Raw genomic sequence first — 22,128 nt, 5'->3', positions numbered from 1 at the left:
CTCAGCTTAGAGTTCACATGTTAGAGAAACCGGTAGGAGTGAGTGAGTCGATGGAGACTCCGGGATCGCAGACATCTCTGCATCGCGCCAACCTTGAGCGGGTCGTGCGTGCCGTGCGTATGGCGGGTTCGCTCACCCAGGCGGAGATCGCCAGAAGCACGGGCCTCTCCGCGGCTACGGTTTCCAATATCGTTCGCGAACTGAAGGACGGCGGGACGGTCGAGGTGACCCCGACCTCGGCCGGTGGCCGCCGGGCCCGGAGCGTCTCGCTCAGCGGCGACGCGGGCATCGTGATCGGCGTCGACTTCGGCCATACGCACCTGCGTGTGGCCGTCGGCAACCTGGCCCACCAGGTGCTGGCCGAGGAGTCCGAGCCGCTGGACGTCGACGCCTCGTCCGCGGAGGGCTTCGGGCGGGCGGAACAGCTGGTCAAACGGCTGATCGAGACGACCGGGATCAGTCCGGACAAGGTGATCGGCGTCGGTCTCGGTGTTCCCGGCCCGATCGATGTGGAGTCCGGGACGCTGGGCTCCACATCGATCCTGCCGGGCTGGACGGGCATCAACCCGAGCGACGAGCTCGCCTCGCGGCTGGGCGTCCCGGTGTACGTCGACAACGACGCCAATCTCGGCGCGCTGGGGGAGCTGGTCTGGGGCAGCGGCCGGGGGGTCACGGACCTGGCGTACATCAAGGTCGCCAGCGGCGTCGGTGCCGGTCTGGTGATCGACGGGCACATCTACCGGGGCCCCGGGGGCACGGCCGGCGAGATCGGCCACATCACGCTCGACGAATCGGGCCCGGTCTGCCGCTGCGGCAACCGTGGGTGCCTGGAGACGTTCACCGCCGCGCGGTACGTGCTGCCCCTGCTCCAGCCCAGCCACGGGGCCGATCTCACCATGGAGCGGGTGGTCCAGCTGGCACGCGAGGGCGACCCGGGCTGCCGCCGGGTGATCGGCGACGTGGGCCGCCACATCGGCAGCGGCGTCGCCAATCTGTGCAACCTGCTCAATCCCAGCCGGGTGGTGCTCGGCGGCTCCCTGGCGGAGGCGGGGGAGCTGGTCCTCGGGCCGATCCGCGACTCCGTGTCGCGCTACGCCATCCCCAGTGCGGCACGGCAGCTCTCCGTCCTTCCCGGGGCGCTGGGAGGGCGTGCGGAGGTGCTCGGCGCACTGGCTCTCGTGCTGAGCGAAATGGGCGATTCGACCCTTTTGGAGAGCACTCTCCCGACTGCGACTCCTGCCTTCACTTAGATAACGAATGGCACCGTTGTCATCTCGTTAAGGATTTACTCCTTGACGCCGACGTTGAGGCCGAGTTGACTTCCAGCCACCTCGGCCGCAACGCTGCGGCCTCGTCAGGGAGGCACACCCGCAATGAACGCAATGACGCGACGCATCGTCATAGGCACGGCCGCAGTTTCGATGGCCGTCTCCCTCGCAGCCTGTGGCAAGGCGGGCGACGACAAGAAGGACTCGGCGGACTCGGGCAGCAAGACCAAGATCGGTCTGCTGCTCCCGGAGAACAAGACCGCTCGCTACGAGACGCTGGACAAGCCGCTGTTCATCGAAGCGGTCAAGAAGGACTGCGCGGCCTGCGAGGTCGTCTACAACAACGCGGCCGGTGATGTCGGCCAGCAGAAGCAGCAGTTCGAGCAGCAGATCGCCGACGGCATCAAGGTCATCGCGATCTCCTCGGTCGACGCCGAGAAGTCCGCCGCGTGGGTTGCCGACGCACACAAGAAGGGCGTCAAGGTCGTCGCGTACGACCGCGCCATCGTCGGTGCCGACGCCTACGTCAGCCACGACAACGAGAAGATCGGCAAGCTCCAGGGCCAGGCCGTCCTCGACGCCCTCGGCTCCAAGGCGGCCGGCTCCAACCTCGTCATGATCAACGGTGACGAGAAGGACCCGAACGCCGGCCTGTTCAAGAAGGGTGCTCACGAGGCCCTCGACGGCAAGATCAAGATTGCCTACGAGGCGTCCGGCGAGTGGGACCCGAAGATCGCCGGCGAGAAGATGACCGCCGCGATCTCCTCGGTCGGCAAGGGCAAGATCAACGCGGTCTACTCCGCCAACGACGGCATGGCCGGCGGCATCATCACGTCCCTGAGCAACGCCGGCATCAAGGACATCCCGGTGGGTGGCCAGGACGCCGAGCTCCCCGGTATCCAGCGGATCATCGCCGGTACGCAGACCTTCACGATCTACAAGTCGCCGAAGCAGCTCGCCCCGACGGCCGCCCAGTTCGCTGTCAACCTGCTCCAGGGCAAGGACATCGGCGCCTCGGGCAAGACGGACGGCGTTCCCTCCACGCTGCTCGAGCCGACCGTGGTGAACAAGGACAACATCGAGTCCACCGTGGTCAAGGACGGCATCTACCAGGCCTCCGCGATCTGCGTCAAGGACATCGCCGCCAAGTGCACCGCACTGGGCATCAAGTAGTCCCTCCTCGCGCCCAGGGCCAACAGGCCCTGGCGCGTACGGGTTTGGTCCGCGCCGCACGGCGGAGTCCGCCCGCCCCATGACTGTCCGGCCCCGGCCGGCCCACACCCCGCTGCCGGCCGGGTGCCGGACATTCTTCCCCCAGTACTTCCAGTACATCGACGCTGCCCCTCGTGGCGCGGCGTCTCCGCCGGTCAGGCGGCACATCCCCGCCGGTCAGGCGGCGAAGGAGATGGTTCACGTGTCACAGACGCCCGTGCTGGCGTTGCGTGGAGTCTTCAAGCGATTCGGAGCGGTCCAGGTCCTCTCCGGTGTCGATCTCGAAGTCCACGCCGGAGAAGTGGTCGCCCTGGTCGGCGACAACGGTGCAGGAAAGTCCACGCTGGTCAAGACGATCGCCGGCGTGCACCCCATCGATGAGGGCGTCATCGAGTGGGAGGGCGCGAAGGTGGACATCAACCGTCCGCACGACGCCCAGAACCTCGGCGTCGCCACCGTCTACCAGGACCTTGCGCTCTGCGACAACCTGGATGTCGTCGCCAACCTCTTCCTCGGTCGCGAGATCAAGAAGGGTGGCGTCCTCGACGAGGTCGCCATGGAGAAGCGGGCACAGGACCTCCTGTCCACGCTCTCCATCCGTATCCCCAGCGTCCGTATCCCGGTTGCCGCGCTCTCCGGCGGCCAGCGCCAGGTCGTGGCCATCGCCCGTGCCCTGGTCGGCAACCCCAAGATCGTGATCCTGGACGAGCCCACCGCGGCCCTCGGCGTCGAGCAGACCGCACAGGTCCTCGACCTGGTGGAGCGGCTGCGCGAGCAGAACCTCGGCGTCATCCTCATCAGCCACAACATGGCCGATGTGAAGGCTGTCGCCGACAAGGTCGCCGTGCTGCGACTCGGCCACAACAACGGCATCTTCCCTGTGGCGACGACCAGCCACGAAGAAATCATCGCCGCGATCACGGGCGCCACGGACAACGCCGTGACCCGTCGCAAGTCCCGCAGCGCGGAGGCATCCAAGTGAGCAAGATCAGCAAGACTTCGGCCGAGGTCCCGGCCCAGGCAAAGGCCACCGAGGCTCCCGTAGCAGCGGCCGGCGCAGTCAAGGTCGTCGACCCCCGCCTGCTCATCCGTGAGCAGGGCTTCAAGGGCTACTGGACCGAGTTCAAGCGCAAGGTGCGCTCGGGTGAGATCGGCTCGCTGCCTGTCGTGGTGGGCCTGATCGTCATCGGGATCGTCTTCCAGGCCGAGACCGGCAACTTCCTCACCTCGTACAACCTCGACCAGATCACGCTGTACGCGGCGGGCCCCGGCATCATGGCCGTGGGCATCGTCTTCGTACTGCTGCTCGGCGAGATCGACCTCGCGGTCGGTTCCGTCGCGGGTCTCGCGGGTTCGGTGTGGGCCGTGCTCGGCACGGACATGCCCGACTCCCTCGCCATCGTGGTCGGCATCCTGTCCGGCACGGTCATCGGCGCCTTCCACGGCATCGTCTTCGCCAAGATCGGCGTGCCCGCGTTCGTCGTGACGCTGGCAGGCTTCCTGGGCTGGGCCGGTCTGCAGACCTGGGTGATGGGCGACAAGTCCACCATCACCACCCCGCTCGGCAGCTTCGTCCGCGACCTGACCAGCTACTACTTCGCCGACGTCGCCGCCGCCTACGGTCTCGCCGTGGTCGTGATCGTCGCCTTCTACCTCGCGCAGCTGCGCGACTCGAGCCGCCGCAAGGCCGCAGAGCTGCCGCACCGCCCGCAGAGCGAGATCATCCTGCGCACCGGGCTGATCGCCGTCCTGTGCCTCCTCGCCGCGTACGCGTTCAACCAGGAGCAGGGCCTCCCGCTCTCCCTGGTGATCTTCCTCGCGATCCTGGTCATCACCGACTTCGTTCTGCGCCGCACCACCTACGGCCGTCAGATCTTCGCGGTCGGCGGTGGCATCGAGGCAGCGCGTCGTGCCGGTATCAACGTGTCCTGGATCCGCATCTCGGTGTTCATGATCTCCGGCACGCTCGGTGCGGTCGGCGGTCTCTTCCTGGCCTCCGCGACCGGCGGCGCCGACCGTTCGCTCGGTGGCGGCAACCAGCTCATGATGTGCATCGCCGCAGCCGTCATCGGCGGTACGTCCCTGTTCGGCGGACGCGGCAAGGTCTGGTCCGCGCTGCTGGGCATCCTGGTCATCCAGTCGATCGTCCAGGGCCTCAACCAGATGAACCTGTCGTCGAACGCGATCCAGTACATGATCACCGGTGGAGTACTCCTCATCGCCGTGATCATCGACTCGGTCTCGCGCAAGACCCAGAAGACCGCGGGCCGCGCCTGACCGCGGCACGCACGCGTGTGCCCGGCACCCTTCGTGGTGCCGGGCACACGCGCGCGTGCATCCGCGCCCGCTTCCGAGCGCGGATGCGCGCATCCGTTCACAGGGGCGTCCGCAGGCGATCCCCCCGCGAACACGCCGCCCGATGACTCCGGGCGCGGACGGAACATTAGACTCATCGGATCGGCATGCTCGACCAGCTCGAAACGCAAGGAGGCACGGGTGGCTCTGCTGACCCGCATCGGTGGACCGCGTGACCTGGACCGGCTCACTCCCGAGCAGCTGGACCAGCTCGCCGAAGAGATCCGGACCTTCCTCGTCGACGCCGTCTCCAAGACCGGCGGCCACCTCGGCCCCAACCTGGGCGTGGTCGAGCTGACCATCGCCCTGCACCGGGTCTTCGATTCGCCGAAGGACAAGGTGCTGTTCGACACCGGCCACCAGAGCTATGTGCACAAGCTGCTCACCGGTCGCCAGGACTTCTCGAAGCTCAAGAGCAAGGGCGGCCTGTCCGGCTACCCCTCGCGCGCCGAGTCCGAGCACGACGTCATCGAGAACTCGCACGCCTCGACCGTCCTGGGCTGGGCCGACGGCCTCGCCAAGGCCAACGAGGTACTGAGGAAGGACGACCACGTCGTCGCGGTCATCGGCGACGGCGCGCTCACCGGCGGTATGGCCTGGGAGGCGCTGAACAACATCGCCGCCGCCAAGGACCGCCCGCTCGTCATCGTCGTCAACGACAACGAGCGCTCCTACGCCCCGACCATCGGCGGCCTCGCCAACCACCTCGCGACGCTCCGTACCACCGACGGCTACGAGCGTTTCCTGGCCCGCGGCAAGGACATCCTGGAGCGCACCCCCGTCGTCGGGAAGCCGCTGTACGAGACCCTGCACGGCGCGAAGAAGGGGCTGAAGGACTTCATCGCCCCGCAGGGCATGTTCGAGGACCTCGGCCTCAAGTACGTCGGCCCGATCGACGGCCACGACATCGAGGCCCTGGAGTCCGCGCTGCAGCGCGCCAAGCGCTTCGGCGGTCCGGTCATCGTGCACTGCCTCACCGAGAAGGGCCGCGGCTACACCCCCGCCCTCCTCGACGAGGCCGACCGCTTCCACGCGGTCGGCAAGATCCACCCCGACACCGGCCTGCCCGTCGCCACCTCCGGCCTCGACTGGACCTCCGTCTTCGGCGAGGAGATGGTCAAGCTCGGCAAGGAGCGCAAGGACATCGTCGCGATCACCGCGGCCATGCTCCAGCCGGTCGGGCTCACCAAGTTCGAGAAGGAATTCCCGGACCGGATCTACGACGTCGGCATCGCTGAGCAGCACGGCGCGGTCTCCGCGGCGGGCCTCGCCACCGGCGGACTCCACCCGGTCTTCGCGGTGTACGCCACCTTCCTCAACCGGGCCTTCGACCAGGTCCTGATGGATGTCGCCCTGCACAAGTGCGGTGTGACGTTCGTCCTGGACCGGGCCGGTGTCACCGGTACCGACGGCGCCTCGCACAACGGCATGTGGGACATGTCGATCCTGCAGTGCGTGCCCGGCCTGCGGATCGCCGCCCCGCGCGACGCCGACCAGGTACGCGCCCAGCTGCGCGAGGCCGTCGAGGTCGACGACGCGCCGACCGTGGTCCGCTTCTCCAAGGGCGCGGTCGGCCCGGCGGTCAAGGCCGTCGGCAGGGTCGGCGGCATGGACGTGCTGCGTGCCTGCGAGTCGTCCCGCCCGGACGTTCTCCTGGTCTCCGTCGGCGCGCTCGCCCCGATGTGCCTGGAGATCGCCGATCTGCTGGACGCCCAGGGCATCACGACGACGGTCGTCGACCCGCGCTGGGTCAAGCCGGTCGACGAGGCCATGGCGCCGCTCGCCGAACGGCACCGCGTCGTGGTCACCGTGGAGGACAACAGCCGGGCCGGCGGTGTCGGCTCCGCGGTCGCCCAGGCGCTGCGCGACGCCGGGGTCGACATGCCGCTGCGCGACTTCGGAATCCCGGCGCGCTTCCTCGACCACGCCTCCCGCAAGGAGGTCATGGCCGAGATCGGGCTGACGGCGCCGGACATCGCCCGGCAGGTCACCGGTCTCGTCGCCAGGCTCGACGGCCGCTACGACCACAGCCGCTCCGTGATCGAGCCCGCGCGCGACTGACCCGTACGGTCCCCGCCGCCGGCTCCATGCACGGCAGATGGGCCGGTCGGCCACCCTGTACGGGTGGTCCGACCGGCCCATTCGCGTGAAATCGCCCCGGGCGGCGCTCTTCGCCGCCGGTGCTGTCCCAATCATGGCGTACACGACGAGTGCGTGGAGGTACGCCGGTGACCGCCCAGCAGGACACACCACCCAGCAGAGAAGGACTGTTCCGCACCAAGACGATCGAGCAGTCCATCCGTGACACCGAGGAGCCGGAGCACGCTCTCAAGAAGTCCCTCTCCGCCCTCGACCTCACGGTCTTCGGAGTGGGTGTCATCATCGGCACCGGCATCTTCGTACTGACCGGCAAGGTGGCCAAGGAGGCGGCCGGGCCCGCGACCGCCATCGCCTTCGTGGTCGCGGCAGTCGTCTGCGCCCTCGCCGCGCTCTGCTACGCCGAGTTCGCCTCCACCGTGCCGGTCGCGGGATCCGCCTACACCTTCTCGTACGCCTCGCTGGGCGAACTGATCGCCTGGATCATCGGCTGGGACCTGGTGCTGGAGTTCGCCCTGGGCACGGCGGTGGTGGCGGTCGGGTGGTCCGGGTACGTCCGCTCACTGATGGACAACGTGGGCTGGCACATGCCCGATGTGCTCTCCGGACCGGATGTGGCGACGGGGTTCGGCTTCGACATCCTGGCCTTCGTCCTGGTGCTCGTCCTGACCGTGATCCTGGTCCTCGGCATGAAGCTATCCGCCCGGGTCACGACGGTCGTGGTCGCCATCAAGGTGGCCGTCGTCCTGATCGTGATCATCGCGGGGTTCTTCTTCATCAAGACCGCCAACTACTCGCCCTTCATCCCGCCGGCGCAGCCGCAGTCCGCCGACTCCGGTCTCAACGCCCCTTTGATCCAGCTGATGTTCGGCTACGCGCCCACCAACTTCGGTGTCCTGGGCATCTTCACCGCCGCCTCCATCGTCTTCTTCGCCTTCATCGGTTTCGACGTCGTGGCGACCGCCGCCGAGGAGACCAAGCTCCCGCAGCGCGACATGCCGCGGGGAATCCTCGCCTCGCTGTTCATCTGCACCGTGCTCTACGTCGCCGTCTCGCTGGTGGTCACCGGCATGCAGCACTACACCGAGCTGTCGGTGAGCGCGCCGCTGGCCGACGCCTTCAAGGCCGTCGGCCATCCCGTCTTCGCGGGGTTCATCAGCTTCGGCGCGGCGGTCGGACTCACCACCGTCTGCATGATCCTGCTGCTGGGGCAGACCCGGGTGTTCTTCGCGATGAGCCGCGACGGGCTGCTTCCGCGGTTCTTCTCGAAGACGCATCCGAGGTTCGGGACGCCGTACCGCCCGACCATCCTGCTCGGCGTGATCATCGCGATCGTCGCCGGCTTCACCAGCATCAACGAGCTGGCGACACTGGTGAACATCGGCACGCTCTTCGCGTTCGTCGTCGTCGCCCTCGGAGTCATCGTGCTGCGCCGGACCCGCCCCGACCTGCCCCGTGCGTTCCGCACGCCGTGGGTTCCGGTGCTCCCGATCGCCTCGGTGGCCGCCTCGGTCTGGCTGATGCTCAATCTGCCGGCGGAGACATGGCTCCGGTTCGTCATCTGGATGATCATCGGCGTGGGCATCTACTTCGCGTACGGGCGCAGGCACAGCCGCATCGATGTCGACACCAGCCGCCCGTAGACCGTCCGGTGCGGCCGCGACGGGGGCGGGGCGGCGCCTGTGCCGTACGGCGGCCCACGCACCGTACGGCGCCACCTCCGCCCGCCGGACGGGCCGTCAGCCGCCGTGGGCCGGGGACTTCTTCGCCGACTCCGGGATCGTGGTGTCCTTGCGGATGGCCTTCCAGAGGTCACCGGCCTGCGGCTGGGCCGCCACCACGCGGTTCGGGTCCTGCTTGTCGTACGCCACCGGCAGCATGATCGTTTCCATCGTGCTCGGGTCCACGCCGTTCATCGACCGGGCGAACTCCGCGAGGGACTTCAGCGAGGCGAGGCCGGAGTCGGTGGTCAGCGACTTGGTGGCCGAGTTGGCGATCTTGTACGAGTTGGTCGGGCTGCCCAGCAGGTTCTGCGACTTGACCTCGCTCAGCAGCGCGAGGAGGAACTGCTGCTGGAGCCCGATCCGGCCCAGGTCGCTGCCGTCGCCGATGCCGTGCCGGGTGCGGACGTAGGAGAGGGACTGGGTGCCGTCGAGCTTGTGCGGGCCGGCCGTGAGGTCGAGGCCGGACGCGGAGTCGTGGATGTCCTGCGGGACATCGACCGTGACCCCGCCGATGGCGTCGACCAGGTCCTTGAATCCCGCGAAGTTGATTTCCAGGTAGTGGTCGATCCGGACCCCGGACATCTTCTCGACGGTCTTGACCACACAGGCCGGACCGACCTGCGAGTAGACGGAGTTGAACATCACACGGTTCGCGGTCGGCATCGTCGAGCCGTCGGCCTTGGCGCACTCGGGCCGGGTGACGAGGGTGTCGCGTGGGATGGACACGGCGACGGCCTTCTGCCGGCCCTCGGGTATGTGCACCACCAGCGCGGTGTCGGACCGGGCACCACTGACGCCACCGCCACCGCCCAGCGCCTTGTTCTCGGCACCGGCTCGCGAGTCCGAACCGAGGACCAGCAGATTCTGACCGCTCGTCGGCAGCTTCTCCGGCCGGTTGTCGCCCAGCGCCTTGTCGATGTCGACGCCCTTGATGTTCCCGTCGAGACGGCTGTACAGCCACCAGACGGTGCCACCGGCGGCGAGGAGCAGCACGAGCAGGACACTCAGGGTGATCTTCAAGCCCTTGTGCTTGCGGGGTCTGCGGTCCTTCTTACGCGGATTCGCCCGCCGTGATCCGCGCGGGCCGGGGGGAACGTCGTCGTGGCTCATCCTGCTCGAGTCCCTTGATCTCGTGGCCCGCAGGGGCCGGGGTGGGGCCGGGGACTCGGGTGGGGCCGGTCCACGCATGTGGGGGGCTGAGCGTGCACTATAGACATATTTTCGAATGTTGTGTGATCCTTCGTGTGGTCTTCAACTCCGGCACCGAATTGTTATTCGTTCCGTGGTAATGCAGTTGCCTTCGCGGATCCTTGTGGTGCCCAGGAGCGCCGACCTGCCCGGCGGGCGGGGAATCTATGATGGGTGGGTTCGGCCCGTGGCGTGCCGGAGAGCCGAAACGGCTCCCCGGCCGGGGCCGAGGAACCATGGGGAAGGACGACTTCACGTCATGCCGGTCAGATCCAGACGCGCTGCCCAGGGGAAGGCCCCCGTTCCGGGAGCCGGCGTCCACGACGCAGACAGGAACCGGGCGGCGCGGGCGACGGCCGACGGACACTGGCTCGTTCTCGGCAAGGACGGCCGGCTCAGCGCCTATGCGCCCTGCGACGGAGGGTTGCTCCGCTGGACGGAGACCCGCCCCGGCGGCCCCGGTTGGGCCGGCCCCGACTTCTTCCCGGTGGCGAACCTGACCCATCTGTCGGTGACCCAGGGAACCGACGGCTTCGTGCACCTCATCGGCCGCCGCACCGTGCGGAAGGACGACGGCCCTGTCGTCGACGTCGTGCATGCCACCCAGTTCCAGTCCGGCCGACCCGTCACCGAGTGGCGCTCCGTCGGCAACCCCCACAAGGACCGCGAGAAAGCGGCCCGGCTCGGCGCTCCGACGGCCGCGGTGGGCGCGGGCGGGCTGCTGCACGTCTTCGCCCGTAACGCCGACGGGAAGCTCGCCCTGCGGCGCGAGAAGACGGGCGGCAAGTGGGAGGGCTGGCAGGACCTCAAGGGCGGCCGGCTCCAGGACGGGGCGGCCGCGGTCGCCACCGCGTCCGGCCGCGTCGAAGTGCTCGTGCCCGGGCAGGGGATGACGATGCGCTGGGGACAGAACGAACCCTCCGGTGCCTTCGCGCAGGACCAGGACATCCCGTTCGCCCACCTCCCGGGCAGCGCCACCGCTCTGGAGACCGCCCCGGAAAGGGTGACGTACTACTGGGCCGACGAGGCCACCGGCGGCATCGTGGCGCTCCGCCCCGGTACCTGGGCGATCCCGCTCAACAGCTCCCCGTCGTACGGTCCGGTGGCCGCGCTGCGCGCCATGCTCGACGGCTACGACTGCACGGTGCTGGCCCACCGGGACCAGGAGGGCCAGGTCATGCTCACCGCCTGCGGCACCGAGAACGAGGGAGCGGGCGTGTGGTGGTCGCCGACGGGCGAGCGCTGCGTCGGCGGACCCGCGCTCGCGTACGACGCGTACGGCCGCGTGGTGCTCGCACTGGTCGGCGAGGACGGCGCCCTGCGCGTCGCCCGGCAGAGCCGTGAGCCGGGCCTCGCGCTGGAGCACTCCGTCCGGGTCTGAACAACCGCCCCTGCGGGCCGAACCGTCGGCAACGGGGGCACTCACCACGGCGAGTGCCCCCGTTGCCTCACGGGGCGGGAACACGGCTCAGGAGGCAAGCTTCAGCCCGATGGACAGGTAGTTGCTGTCGGTGTAGTACGGGTGGAAGGTCACCGAGCGCCCCTGCGCGGTGGTGACGGTCCGCTTCGGATAGACGTGTACGTGCTTGCGCTGCGTGATCTCGTCACCGAACCGCCCCAGCCGCAGCCGGTGCGCCTCGCCGGAGACCGTCAGGTTCCCCGGAATGTCCAGCGACAGGTCCCAGATGGTGTCGACGTCGATCATCCGGTCCGCGTACTGCTGCAGATCGATCGTGAACGAGGCCCCGCCGTCCGAGAACGCGCACGGAATGGTGACGAAGGCGTCCGCGTTCTTCCGGCTCTGCGCGATCACATGCGCACCCTGACCGGCGAGGTCGACCTGCGGGCCGCTCACGCCGGCGGTGACCCCGAGGGCGTACGAGCGGACATTGAGATGCGAGCCGTTCGACTCCACCGACAGCACCTCCGCGTGGGCGGGGAACTCGCGCGAGACGATCTGGAGGCAGCCGCCGTCCTCGGAACGTGTGAAGGTACGGAAGCGCACCGGGCTGGCCTGCGCCGGAGACGATATCAGTGAGTTCGCCGACTGCTGGAGCTCGTCGACCTTGACCCTGCGCATGACGCCGTCGTCCTCCCGGCGCAGCAGCACGTTCCACGTACCGGGCGCCAGCCGGAGCCGGGCCGGGACCACGGCGTAGAGGTGCCCGTTGGCCGCCTGCTCGACCTGCGCCGCCAGCAGCGCCTGCCGGCCGTCCGCCGCGTTGACGCAGAGCACGGTGAACCGGCTGCCCGGAGCCCTGGCCGGATCGACCACGAACTCCAGGTCACCCGCGGGGGTGGCCCGGCACAGCGCCTCGGGCCGGAAGTCGCGCGCCGTGAGCAGCCGTGACAGGTACGTCTCGTAGGCCTGCGCCTGCGATTCGCTGCTGTAGTGACGGGACTTCTCCACCGCGTTCGCGCCGAGTCGTGCCCGCAGATCGGCGTCCCCCAGCAGCCAGTCCAGATTCTTGGTGAACGCGTCCACATCGCCGACCGGCGACAGCGCACCGTCCACCCCGTCGGAAATGATCTCCGACGGGCCGTGCGGCCCCGCCGTACTGAGCACCGGGACACCGCACGTCATGGCCTCCACGATCGTCAGGCCGAACGTCTCGTCCGTCGATGTCGAGGTGTGCAGTGCCGCCTTGGCCAGCTCCTCGCGGAGATGCTGGGTGTGCCCCATCAGGAGGACGCGCTCGTTGGCTCCGAGATCGTCGATGAGCTTGCGCAGCTTCGGCTTCTCCTCGCCGCTTCCGTAGATCCGCAGAGTCCAGTCGGGATGCCTCCTGCCGAGCTGCGCGAAGGCGTTCACCAGCAGGTCGAAACGCTTCCAGTCGACCAGCCGGCCCGACGCCGTGACGATGCGTGAGCTGTGCACGTCGGCCCGGAGGAAGGTGCCGGGGACGGCGTTGGGAATGGCGTGGAACGCCGTCCCGACCGCGCCGTACGCGTCCCGGTGGGTCTGGGCGTCCTTCGCGGTCACCGTGACGAACCCGTCCAGACGCGGAATGGCGGCATCCAGCATCTTCCGCGAGGCCGCCGTCTGGTGGTGGTAATGCGTGTGCGCCTGGCCCAGCGTGATGTACCGGCCGGTCCCGAGGGCGCTCAGCAGCGACACCGTGTTGGGGGCGGTGGCGATGACGACATCGGCGTCGGAGCTCTCCAGATAGGCGGCGGCCCGCTCGTCCATCAGCCGGCTGTAGCGGTTCTTGTCGTCGGCCTTGAACCCCGTGCAGTGCCGGGAGGCCGACGCGTGCAGTGGATCCTTCAGATCGGGCGAGCCCGCGCGGGTGTCCACGAGCGTGCGCAGCCGGACGCCCGGCGCGTAGCGGAGCGGTGGCACGTCGTGGTACTGGAACACGCTCACCAGCTCGACCTCGTGCTGCCGGGCGGCGAGCGCGTTGGCGAGGGTCCCGGTGGCGACGGACGTACCGGCCTGTCCATAGGCGCTGTACATCAGAAATGCGATTTTCACGTGGGTCCTCCAGGATCCGTGGCCGTGAGGGCTTCAGCTCCGAATGCCGCGCGCGGTGGTCTCCCGGCGGGCCTCAGGCGGGCTGGTCGCCGGAGTCGTCGAGAACGCGCGAGAGGGCCGTCTCGAAGGCCGAGCGGGGTGCCGACGCGGGGTCGTCCCGGCGCACATCGATCACATGGCCGGTCATGCCGGAGAGCAGGACGTCGAGTGAGCTGCGCGCGACCTCCTCGGAGGAGAGCAGCGGACCGCCGGGCTGACGCCCGAGCGCCCTGCCGCCCAGCGGGGCCGCGGTCCGGTCCGGATTCACGCAGTTGACCCGGATGCCGTCCTCGGCCCACTCCTCCGACAGCGCCTGGGTGAGGTTCACCATCGCCGCCTTGGTCGAGGAGTAGAGGCTGTACTCGGCGCGCCCGCGGGTGTAGCTGCCGGCGGTGAAGAGCAGCAGCTGTCCCTGACTCTCCGCGAGGTACTTGTACGCGGACCGGGCGATGTTCACCGGGGCGAGGTAGTTGATCCGGAGCGCCTCGCGAACGGTGGCGATGTCCGTCTCGTCGAGCCGGCCGACCGGGAGCACACCCGCGGCGTTGACGACGTAGTCGATCCGGCCCGTCTCGGCGTACGCCCTGGCGAAGGCCTCGTCCACCTGCTCGGGGCTTGCCACATCGGTGCCCGTGGTGGAGCGGTCGGGGGTGTGGACGCGTGCCCCGTACCCCTCGGCGATGCGGGCGATGTCCGCCCCGGTGCCGTGCGCGCCGCCGAACACGAGGAGGGTCCGTCCGGCCAGCCGGTCCCGGTAGACCTGCTCGTCGCCGGGGGCCGGCGCCGTGGTCGAGGCCAGCTGGAAGAGCTTGTCGGCGATGAACACGTCGACGGGCTGGGTGACCTTCATGTTGTACTCGTCGCCCATGACCACATGGACGGGCACGTCGGGAAGGTACTTGACGACGACCGAACAGTCGTCGGTGGCGCGGAACAGCGGGTCGGCCGCCGCGCGCTCGTACGCGTCCCGGATCGTGGAGAGCCGGAATCCCTGGGGGGTCTGCCCCCGCCGCAGCCGGCCGCGGTCGGGCACTTCGGTGATGAACTCGCCGTCGTCGCCGTGCGTCCTGGTCACGATCACGGTGTCGGCCGACGGGATGGCCACGTCGACGGCGCGGTACCGCTCCAGCGCCTCGACGCACTCCTTGACCACCCGCTGGGAGAGCAGCGGACGCACCGCGTCGTGGAACAGCAGATTGCAGTCCTCGCCGTCGCCGAGCCGGTCCGCCACCGCCTGGATCGCGATGTTCGTCGTCTCGCTGCGGGTGCTGCCACCGGCCAGTACCCGCGACACCTTGCCGAGACCCGCCCTCGCGACGATCTTCTCGGCGGCGGGGACGTGATCCGGCGTCATCAGGACGATGACGTCGTCGATGTCCGGGGCGTTCTCGAAGATGTGCAGGGTGTGCTCGAGTATCGGCTTCCCGGCGATCTTCAGGAGCTGCTTCGGGATGGCGAGCCCGATGCGCTGCCCGGTGCCACCGGCGAGGACGACAGCGACAGTGCGGCGACGGGTTGCGCGGATGGTCAACGTTTTGAGCTCTCTGTCGTAGGTGAGGAACGGGCCGGACAGGCGACGCCCGTCAGGCAGGCTGCCGCTCCTGCTGGTCCGGGTACTCGGGGTACTCGACCGGGAAGTCCCTCAGCCCGCGGAGGTAGAGATCGTTCGCGGCGTGGGCGAAGCGGACGGCCGACGGCGGGTTGTCCGGGCCGAGCAGGTAGTCCTTGAGCTGCTCCCGGTACGGGGCCATGACGTCCTGGTCCCGGGAGAACATCGCGGTGAGCGCCGTGTCCAGACCGTTGCATTCGGCGTCCAGCAGGTACGAGGCGTACGCGGTGCGCTGCTCGTTCCTGAACTCCGCGTCCGGAAGACCCTCCAGATTGAAGATCGCGTACGGCTTCCGGGTCGCCACGAAGTCCGAGACCACGCTCGACATGTCGCCGATCAGCAGGTCCGAGTGGTTGAAGCAGTCGTACAGGGTGGGGACCCGGTCGGTCACCACATGGTGCGCGTCGACGGGCAGCGAGTCCCAGTAGAGCGTGCCGGCCTGGTCACGGAGCTTACGGATCCGGGTGGTCCGCTCCTGCTCGGTGAGGTCCGGGTACTTCGAGCGGACACCGCGCTCCTGGAGCGCCGCGAGCCGCTTGTCGATACGGGCCAGCCGCCGGGCCGCCGTCTTCGAGTCGAGGATCTTCCGGCCGAACCGGCGGGCGTTGTCCTCCTGCAGGAGCGCGATGATGCGACGGTGCGCGGCCGCCGCGGCGGGGGAACGGGTGCCCGTCAGCGGGTGCGGCTTGTAGATGATCCGCAGCTGCCGCTCGTGCGACAGCAGGGTACGGATGAGGTGCTCGCCCGCCGGGATGACCGATGTGTAGCAGGCGTCGTCGGTCCAGCCCTCCCAGGTGGGGGCGTAGATGACGGTGGGAACGGCCTGGCCGACCGAGCCGGTCCAGCGGCGCAGGGTCATCAGCTGGGGCCGTCCGACCTCGACGATCTGGTGGGGGGCCACGGCGTGCTTGATGCGCTCGTAGCGGTCGCGTCCGGCCCGTCCGGCCACCCAGATCTCGTCGAAGACCTTGCTCACCCGGTTGCTGCTGGCCAGCTTGTCGCTGTCGCCGTGACCGATGAAGACGTGCTTGACCTCATGGCGCTGGAGCATGTGCACGTTCTTGCCGGCGTTGCCGGGATAGAGCGTGACCCGGAGCTCGGGCATCTCGACGCGGGCCAGGTACTCGGCCTTCGGGACGCAGATGACCGGTACGGACGTGGCGTCCAGGAAGCGCAGGGTGGCGCGTTCCCGCAGGACGATGATGGGCCGCAGATCCATCGACTCCAGGGACTCCAGCCACATGTTGACCTGGTACATGAAGTCGCGGGAGACAGCGGCGAAGGTGAAGTAGAGCGCGACCTGCGGCCGGTACTGCGCCAGCTGCCAGTTCAGCTCGTCGATGGCGTCGTCGGCGGAGGGCAGGACGAGGGCGTTCCGGGCCCCGGGTATCAGCACCAGGACCGCGACGAAGGCGAACCAGACGGAGGCGATGCCGCCGAACGTCACGTACTCCCAGCGGTCGGTGGCGATCGTGCCGATCGTGCCGCCGACCAGCGGGACGTCCAGGTGCAGCATCTTCCGGACGTGCTTGTCCATCAGGAACGGGTGGGGCAGCCGCCGGATCCCCAGCGCCTCCAGGTCGAGGCCGCGGGTGGTGAAGGGCAGTGCCGCGCGTTCGGACTTGACCCGCTTCAGCAGCCCGCCGTAGGCGAGCTGCAGGACGAAGAGCAGCAGCAGGCCCACCGACGACATCTGCACGACGAACGAGTCGAGGTCACTGATCGAGCCGCAGAGGGCCAGCAGCAGGAACTGACGGATCAGGAACCGGATGGTGAGGCCGAAGCGTGAATCCCTCAGCCGGTCGAGGGTCGAGGACTCGGAAGTGTGCAGCAGCAGGTCGGCCGCGTAGCTGACCGCGGTCGCGTAGGCGAAGACGGGGAGCGAAGCCAACACGACTGCCGCCAGCATGGCGACGAAGCTGAGAACCAGGGCCGCTGTGATCAGGAACCCAAGCACGGCCTGACGTTTTGCCTTGCCCATGGGCGGCAGGGCCCTCCTTCAGTGATCTGTGTGCGGCGCAGGGGCTACGTTGCCGATGCGGACGGGAGTGCCGCACGTCACAGTGGGGGGCCGGTCCGCAGAAGTGCAGGGCGCGGACGGTGCGTAAGGAACTTGTGAAGCATCCGATCGAACTTTAGACACTCATGACGCTTTTGGTGAACATTCACAGGGTCAAAAGTCGAACATTTGACGTCTGGATACCGAACAGTTATGAACTTGCGGTTTCCGGTGTGACCTCCGTAACGCTTTCCAGCTCACCCGGTGCTCAGGTCTCTCAAGCCGAGGGCCCGGCTCCGGGCGGACACGCGTAGACCGCCAGCTCCCTCCGGCCGGGCGTCTTGACCGAGAAGGCCACACAGAGCCGCGCCTCCGGGCCCGGCCGGACGGCGATGCCCTCCGGCTCGCGGAAGTTCAGCCCGGGGCCCGCAGTCACCTTCCGGCGCCCGACCGTCCGCCCGCTCCGCACGTCGATCGCCGACACGAAGGTGTTGCCTCCGGCGGACGGAGGGTTGCCGCCCGCCGCGTCCGTGTACTGCTGCCCCGTCAGCTGGTAGATGTGATCCCCGTGCAGGGCGCAGCCCTGGAACGTCTCGCCGTCCCGCAGCGCGGAGTCCTCGACGTGGTGCAGCGGCTCGTACCGCCCGGAGACGAAGTCCGCCGTGCGGTAGACCGTGTAGTGGTGGGTCCGGCCGATCCAGTGGCTGACCAGCACGCGGCGGGCTGCCGGATCCAGCGTCGGATGGAGCTGCCGGCTGCCGGGCAGCGGGCGGTGGTGCCGCACCCGCGGCGACGAACTGTCGAGCACCGCGCCGTCGTGGAACGGGATCCGGGCGACGGCCCGCCCGTACCCGGTCCTGGGGTCCACGTCGGACTCCACCCACAGCAGCAGCTCCCCGCCCGAGGACTCCACCCCGAACGAGATCCCGTGCCCGAACCCCCGCAGATACATGTGCCCGGTCTCGGCACCGGAACGGGAGAGGACCGAGACGCACAGGTCGCCGGCCAGCCGCCGGGCGCGGCCGCCGAGCGGCCGCCGCTCGTCGGGCAGCCGGACCGAGGCCGGTACGACCTGGAGCGCGTACACCGTGCCGGACCCGTCGCCGTACGAGACCGACTGCGGGCCGGAGACATGGTGCAGCGGGCTGGGCGGCAGCAGTTCCGACGCCGCGGAGACGTCGAAGAGTCCGACCGGTCCCGCGGGTCTGCCGTCGTCCTGCGGATCGGGGTCGGGTCCGCGCGGCAGCAGAACGCCTCCGGCGGCCGCGATCACGGTGCCGGCGCACGCGACGATCAGTGCTCTGCGCCCGATGAGACTGCCGGTACGTGCCATGCCTGACGGTGACCGCCGTCTCTGCTCAGGGACGGAACACCGTCCACCTCAGGGATGAGACCGGACATTCTGTCACCACCCCGTCGAGTCCGGACGGCCCGGTCGACGCACGGAGGGTGCGGCCCGTCCTGCGAGCCGCACCCTCCGTCGCCGGGCAGTGGTGTTACGCCGGAACGCTCGCCACGCCCTGGTCCAGGAACTTCTTGCCCGTGACCCGCTCCGAGACGCCCTCACGGTCCAGGTACGGCGTGATGCCGCCCAGGTGGAAGGGCCAGCCCGCACCGGTGATCAGGCAGAGGTCGATGTCCTGGGCCTCGGCGACGACGCCTTCGTCCAGCATCAGACCGATCTCCTGCGCCACCGCGTCCAGGACGCGGTCGCGGACCTGCTCCTCGGACAGGACGACGTCGCCCTGCTGGAGAAGCGCGGCGACCTCCGGGTCCAGCTCCGGCTTGCCGGAGTCGTAGACGTAGAAGCCGCGCTTGCCGGCCTTGACGACCGCTGCGAGGTTCTCGGAGACGGTGAAGCGCTCCGGGAAGGCGCGGTTCAGGGTCTCGGAGACATGCAGACCGATGGCCGGGCCGACCAGCTCCAGCAGCACCAGCGGGGACATCGGCAGGCCGAGGGGCTCGATGGCCTTCTCCGCGACCGCGACCGGGGTGCCCTCGTCGATCACGTTCTGGATCTCGCCCATGAAGCGGGTGAGGATGCGGTTGACGACGAACGCCGGGGCGTCCTTCACCAGCACCGCGGTCTTCTTCAGCTTCCGCGCCACACCGAACGCCGTGGCCAGCGAGGCGTCGTCGGTCTGCTCGCCGCGGACGATCTCCAGCAGCGGCAGGATCGCGACCGGGTTGAAGAAGTGGAAGCCGACGACCCGCTCGGGGTGCTGCAGCTTCGACGCCATCTCGGTGACCGAGAGGGACGAGGTGTTGGTGGCGAGGATCGCGTGCGCCGGGGCGACCGCCTCGACCTCCGCGAACACCTGCTGCTTGACGCCGATCTCCTCGAAGACCGCCTCGATGATGAAGTCGGCGTCGGAGAAGCCCTCGGCCTTGTCCAGCACACCGGAGACCAGGGCCTTCAGGCGGTTGGCCTTGTCCTGGTTGATCCGGCTCTTGCCCAGCAGCTTCTCGATCTCGGCGTGGACGTAGCCGACACCCTTGTCGACGCGCTCCTGGTCGATGTCGGTCAGCACGACCGGCACCTCCAGGCGGCGCAGGAAGAGCAGCGCCAGCTGCGAGGCCATCAGGCCAGCGCCGACGACACCGACCTTGGTGACCGGGCGGGCCAGGCTCTTGTCCGGGGCACCGGCCGGGCGCTTCGCGCGCTTCTGGACCAGGTTGAAGGCGTAGATCCCGGAGCGCAGCTCGCCGCCCATGATCAGGTCCGCGAGCGCCTGGTCCTCGGCGTCGAAGCCGGCGCTCAGGTCGCCGTCCTTCGCCGCGGCGATGATCTCCAGCGCGCGATACGCGGCCGGGGCTGCGCCGTGCACCTTGGAGTCGGCGATGGCCCGGCCACGGGCGACGGCCTGGTCCCAGGCGTCACCGCGGTCGACCTCGGGGCGCTCCACCGTGACCGTGCCGTTCAGCACGTCCGCGGTCCAGATCAGCGACTGCTCCAGGAAGTCCGCACCCTCGAAGAGGGCGTCGGCGATCCCGAGCTCGAAGACCTGCTTGCCCTTGAGCTGACGGTTCTGGTTCAGCGAGTTCTCGATGATCACCGAGACCGCGCGGTCGGCGCCGATCAGGTTCGGCAGCAGGGCGCAGCCGCCCCAGCCGGGGACCAGGCCGAGAAAGACCTCGGGCAGCGAGAACGCGGGCAGCGCCTTGGAGACGGTGCGGTACGAGCAGTGCAGACCGACCTCGACGCCGCCGCCCATCGCCGCGCCGTTGTAGTACGCGAACGTCGGGACCGCGAGGCCGGAGAGGCGGCGGAAGACGTCGTGGCCGCCCTTGCCGATGGCGAGCGCGTCGTCGTGGTTCTTCAGCAGCTCGACGCCCTTGAGGTCGGCGCCGACGGCGAAGATGAACGGCTTGCCGGTGATGCCGATACCGGCGATCGCACCCTCGGCGGCCTCCTTCTCGACCTGGTCGACGGCGGCGTTCAGGTTCGCCAGCGACTGCGGTCCGAAGGTGGTCGGCTTGGTGTGGTCCAGGCCGTTGTCCAGCGTGATGAGGGCGAACCTGCCCGCGCCCGCCGGCAGGTCGAGGTGGCGTACGTGCGCCTGCGTGACGACCTCGCCCGGGAACAGCTCGGCTGCGCCCTTCAGAAGTTCAGTGGTGGAGCTCATGCCTGACCCTCGCTTCGCTCGGCCCAGCATTCGCTCAGGCTGCACCTCTTGTCCGTTCGCTCGCTGCGCTCGCTCACGCGTTGCCTCCGTCGAAGTTCGGGTTCTCCCAGATGACCGTCGCGCCCATGCCGAAGCCGACGCACATGGTGGTCAGGCCGTAGCGGACCTGCGGCTGCTCCTCGAACTGCCGGCCCAGCTGCGTCATCAGACGCACACCGGACGAGGCCAGCGGGTGGCCGTAGGCGATGGCGCCGCCGTACTGGTTGACGCGCGCGTCGTCGTCGGCGATGCCGTAGTGGTCGAGGAAGGCGAGCACCTGCACGGCGAACGCCTCGTTGATCTCGAAGAGACCGATGTCACCGATCGTCAGCCCGGCCTTGGCGAGAGCCTTCTCCGTCGCGGGGATCGGACCGTAGCCCATGACCTCCGGCTCGACACCGGCGAAGGCGTACGAGACGAGGCGCATCTTGACCGGGAGGCCGAGCTCGCGGGCGACGTCCTCGGCGGCGAGCAGGGAGGCGGTGGCGCCGTCGTTGAGCCCCGCGGCGTTACCGGCGGTGACGCGGCCGTGGGGGCGGAACGGGGTCTTCAGACCGGCCAGGGACTCCAGCGTGGTGCCCGGACGCATCGGCTCGTCGGCGGTGACCAGGCCCCAGCCCGTCTCGCCGGCCTCGGCGTTGGTACGGCGCACGGAGACCGGCACCAGGTCCTGCTGGATCTTGCCGTTGGCGTACGCCTTGGCGGCCTTCTCCTGCGAGCGGACCGCGTACTCGTCGGCGCGGGCCTTGGTGATCTGCGGGTAGCGGTCGTGCAGGTTCTCCGCGGTCATGCCCATGAACAGGGCGGACTCGTCGACCAGCTTCTCCGACACGAAGCGCGGGTTCGGGTCCACGCCCTCGCCCATCGGGTGGCGGCCCATGTGCTCGACACCGCCGGCGACGACGACGTCGTACGCGCCGAAGGCGATGGAACCGGCCGTCGACGTGACGGCGGTCAGGGCGCCCGCACACATGCGGTCGATCGAATAACCGGGGACGGACTGCGGCAGACCGGCCAGGATTCCGGCGGTACGGCCCAGCGTCAGACCCTGGTCGCCGATCTGGGTGGTCGCGGCGATGGCGACCTCGTCGATACGGGCCGGGTCCAGTTCCGGGTTGCGGCGCAGCAGCTCCCGGATGGCCTTCACGACGAGATCGTCGGCGCGGGTCTCGTGGTAGATGCCCTTCGGGCCCGCTTTGCCGAACGGGGTGCGGACGCCGTCGACGAAGACGACGTCCCGGATGGTACGAGGCACGATGGCTCTCCTCCAGGGTGCGGGATGGCACTGCTGCGCGGCGCACCCGGAAGTGCGCCGCCACCATCATGCTACTTGCGAGTAACCAGACTGCCCACCCCCCACGGCGGGAGCGGCGAAGGTCACACACGGCGCAGCCGGCCGGACGGCCGATTCCTCCCCGGACGCCGGACGGTCCGCACACGCCGAACGCCGGTCGGGCCCACTCGGTGGGCCCCGCCGGCGTTCGAGGGCGGTGCGGG

14 protein-coding genes are annotated in these 22,128 nt (G+C 69.1%); 7 read left to right on the top strand and 7 right to left on the bottom strand.

Translation table 11 applies throughout. The features are described from left to right. Positions 1–50: 50 nt before the first annotated feature. The 6 genes from ACFVXE_RS01670 to ACFVXE_RS01645 all read left to right on the top strand — a co-directional run bounded on the left by ACFVXE_RS01670 (position 51) and on the right by ACFVXE_RS01645 (position 8,575). The gene (locus tag ACFVXE_RS01670; RefSeq protein WP_389668120.1) at positions 51–1,250 is read left to right on the top strand and encodes an ROK family protein; all 1,200 of its coding nucleotides are present in this window, start codon (positions 51–53) and stop codon (positions 1,248–1,250) included. A 123-nt stretch (positions 1,251–1,373) separates the two neighbouring features. Next, positions 1,374–2,441 (top strand): sugar ABC transporter substrate-binding protein, encoded by a 1,068-nt coding sequence (locus ACFVXE_RS01665; RefSeq protein ID WP_389668118.1) that lies wholly within the window; start codon positions 1,374–1,376, stop codon positions 2,439–2,441. Between the two features lie 232 nt (positions 2,442–2,673). After that, complete coding sequence (locus ACFVXE_RS01660; protein ID WP_030979331.1) at positions 2,674–3,462, top strand: ATP-binding cassette domain-containing protein; 789 nt, start codon at positions 2,674–2,676, stop codon at positions 3,460–3,462. After that, positions 3,459–4,757 (top strand): sugar ABC transporter permease, encoded by a 1,299-nt coding sequence (locus ACFVXE_RS01655; RefSeq protein ID WP_389668117.1) that lies wholly within the window; start codon positions 3,459–3,461, stop codon positions 4,755–4,757. The genes ACFVXE_RS01660 and ACFVXE_RS01655 overlap by 4 nt, the downstream gene beginning before the upstream one ends. A gap of 219 nt (positions 4,758–4,976) precedes the next feature. Then, the gene (dxs, locus tag ACFVXE_RS01650; RefSeq protein WP_389668116.1) at positions 4,977–6,896 is read left to right on the top strand and encodes a 1-deoxy-D-xylulose-5-phosphate synthase; all 1,920 of its coding nucleotides are present in this window, start codon (positions 4,977–4,979) and stop codon (positions 6,894–6,896) included. Between the two features lie 167 nt (positions 6,897–7,063). Next, positions 7,064–8,575, top strand: a complete 1,512-nt coding sequence (locus ACFVXE_RS01645) for an amino acid permease (protein ID WP_389668114.1) — start codon at positions 7,064–7,066, stop codon at positions 8,573–8,575. Between the two features lie 96 nt (positions 8,576–8,671). Here the strand turns inward: ACFVXE_RS01645 and ACFVXE_RS01640 are convergent, their stop codons facing one another. Next, positions 8,672–9,766, bottom strand: coding sequence for an LCP family protein (locus ACFVXE_RS01640; protein ID WP_389668113.1), 1,095 nt, complete (start codon positions 9,764–9,766; stop codon positions 8,672–8,674). 337 nt (positions 9,767–10,103) lie between these two features. On the opposite strand from ACFVXE_RS01640, the gene ACFVXE_RS01635 reads away from it, so the two are divergent. Further along, on the top strand, positions 10,104–11,225 hold the full coding sequence (locus ACFVXE_RS01635; protein WP_389668111.1) for a hypothetical protein: 1,122 nt from the start codon (positions 10,104–10,106) through the stop codon (positions 11,223–11,225). 87 nt (positions 11,226–11,312) lie between these two features. On the opposite strand, the gene ACFVXE_RS01630 is transcribed toward ACFVXE_RS01635, so the two are convergent. From ACFVXE_RS01630 to ACFVXE_RS01605, 6 genes are all read right to left on the bottom strand, one after another. Continuing rightward, positions 11,313–13,319: a glycosyltransferase gene (locus ACFVXE_RS01630; protein WP_389668110.1), complete on the bottom strand. Its 2,007-nt coding sequence runs from the start codon at positions 13,317–13,319 to the stop codon at positions 11,313–11,315. A gap of 73 nt (positions 13,320–13,392) precedes the next feature. Then, entirely contained in the window at positions 13,393–14,889 is a 1,497-nt protein-coding gene (locus tag ACFVXE_RS01625) for an SDR family oxidoreductase (RefSeq protein WP_389668108.1), read from the bottom strand. 52 nt (positions 14,890–14,941) lie between these two features. Beyond that, a complete protein-coding gene (locus tag ACFVXE_RS01620) occupies positions 14,942–16,948 on the bottom strand; it encodes a hypothetical protein (RefSeq protein ID WP_389668106.1) in 2,007 nt (668 codons plus the stop codon). A 295-nt stretch (positions 16,949–17,243) separates the two neighbouring features. Beyond that, complete coding sequence (locus tag ACFVXE_RS01615; protein ID WP_389668104.1) at positions 17,244–18,299, bottom strand: signaling protein; 1,056 nt, start codon at positions 18,297–18,299, stop codon at positions 17,244–17,246. A gap of 163 nt (positions 18,300–18,462) precedes the next feature. Next, entirely contained in the window at positions 18,463–20,592 is a 2,130-nt protein-coding gene (locus ACFVXE_RS01610; RefSeq protein WP_389668102.1) for a 3-hydroxyacyl-CoA dehydrogenase NAD-binding domain-containing protein, read from the bottom strand. 73 nt (positions 20,593–20,665) lie between these two features. Continuing rightward, positions 20,666–21,886 (bottom strand): thiolase family protein, encoded by a 1,221-nt coding sequence (locus tag ACFVXE_RS01605; RefSeq protein ID WP_389668100.1) that lies wholly within the window; start codon positions 21,884–21,886, stop codon positions 20,666–20,668. Positions 21,887–22,128 lie beyond the last annotated feature (242 nt).

It is taken from the genome of Streptomyces sp. NPDC058231, from assembly GCF_042882275.1.
Taxonomy (GTDB): Bacteria; Actinomycetota; Actinomycetes; order Streptomycetales; family Streptomycetaceae; genus Streptomyces.
The sequence above is the reverse complement of the archived record's forward strand: the minus strand, read 5'-3'. Positions and strand labels throughout refer to the sequence as shown.